The sequence below is a fragment of the Nesterenkonia haasae genome (assembly GCF_010119385.1).
Classification (GTDB): Bacteria; Actinomycetota; Actinomycetes; order Actinomycetales; family Micrococcaceae; genus Nesterenkonia; species Nesterenkonia haasae.
In genome coordinates, this window is sequence record NZ_VFIE01000042.1 from 1 (window position 1) to 1544 (window position 1544).

Annotated in this window: 1 protein-coding gene; it reads right to left on the reverse strand. The window is 55.9% G+C overall.

What is annotated here, in order from left to right:
- Nucleotides 1-1542, reverse strand: a 1542-nt coding sequence (gene glmS, locus FH975_RS16190; protein WP_162322202.1) for a glutamine--fructose-6-phosphate transaminase (isomerizing), incomplete at its 3' end; no start/stop codon positions are given.
- Nucleotides 1543-1544 lie beyond the last annotated feature (2 nt).

The following is a 1544-nucleotide window of genomic DNA, read 5'->3' on the forward strand; positions in this document are numbered from 1 at the left end:
CCCATGCTTCAACTCACCAGCAGCGAACCCCTCAGCATGGATATACGCCAACTCCTTGAGCTTCAACGCACCCTCCATCGCCACCGGGAACCCCACATGCCTGCCCAAAAACAACACACTCGGAGTCTGCGCCATCGCACGCGCTAAAGCCTTAATGTCCTCAGCCGAATCCAGAATCGTCTGGATCTTCTCCGGAATCTTATGCAAATCCGCCAAAATGTCACTGATCTGACCGGTGAACAACTGCCCCCGCAACTGCCCCAAATACAACCCCAACAAACAACTCGCCGTGATCATCGCTAAAAACGCCTTCGTCGAAGCCACCGCGATCTCCGGACCAGCATGCAAATACAACACCGCATCCGACTCCCGCGGAATCGTTGACCCATTGGTATTACAAATACTCAACGTCCGAGCGCCCTGCTCCTTCGCATACCTCACCGCCATCAGAGTGTCCATCGTCTCCCCCGACTGAGAGATCGACACCACCAGAGTGGTCTCATCAATAATCGGATCCCGGTACCGGAACTCATGCGCTAACTCGACCTCCACCGGAATCCTGGTCCAATGCTCAATCGCGTACTTCGCCACCGTGCCCGCATACGCAGCAGTCCCACACGCCAACACAATAATCTTCGACGTGTCCTTCAACTCCTGAGCACTGATCCGCAACTCATCCAAAGTCAACCGACCCGCAGCATCCGTGCGCCCCAGAAGAGTGTCCTCCACCGCCTTAGGCTGCTCATTGATCTCCTTCTCCATGAACGAGTCATAACCACCCTTCTCCGCAGCAGTAGCATCCCAATCAATATGGAACCGCTTCCCCACCGCAGGCGAACCATCAAAATTGATGATCGACACCGCCCCAGCAGTGATCGTCACAATCTGATCCTGCTCCAACTCCACCGCCTCACGGGTGAAATCAATAAACCCAGAAACATCACTGCCTAAGAAGTTCTCACCCTCACCCAAACCCACCACCAACGGCGAATTCCGGCGAGCCGCCACCACACGATCAGGCTGATCCGGGTGCACCGCCAACAACGTAAACGCACCCTCCAACTCATTAACCGCCAACCGCATCGCCTCCGTCAGATCCCCCGAGGACCGGAAAGCCTCCCCCATAAGCTTCGCCGCGACCTCAGTATCAGTCTGCGAGACAAACACATGCCCCTGCCCCACCAACCGCTGCCGCAACTGCGCAAAATTCTCAATGATCCCGTTATGGATCACCGCCAACTTCCCCTCATCACCAAAATGCGGATGCGCATTCAAATCCGTCGGCCCACCATGAGTCGCCCACCTGGTATGCCCAATACCCACCGACGCCGGAGTCAACGGAACACGCTCAACCTCAGCAATAAGATTCGCTAACTTCCCCGACTTCTTCCGCGCCTGCACCACCCCACCAGCAACAGTCGCGACCCCAGCCGAGTCATACCCCCGATACTCCAAACGCCGCAAACCCTCCATCAAAACATCCAACGCATGATGCTCAACAGACTTCTCCGGCAAACCGATATAACCAACAATTCCACACATGC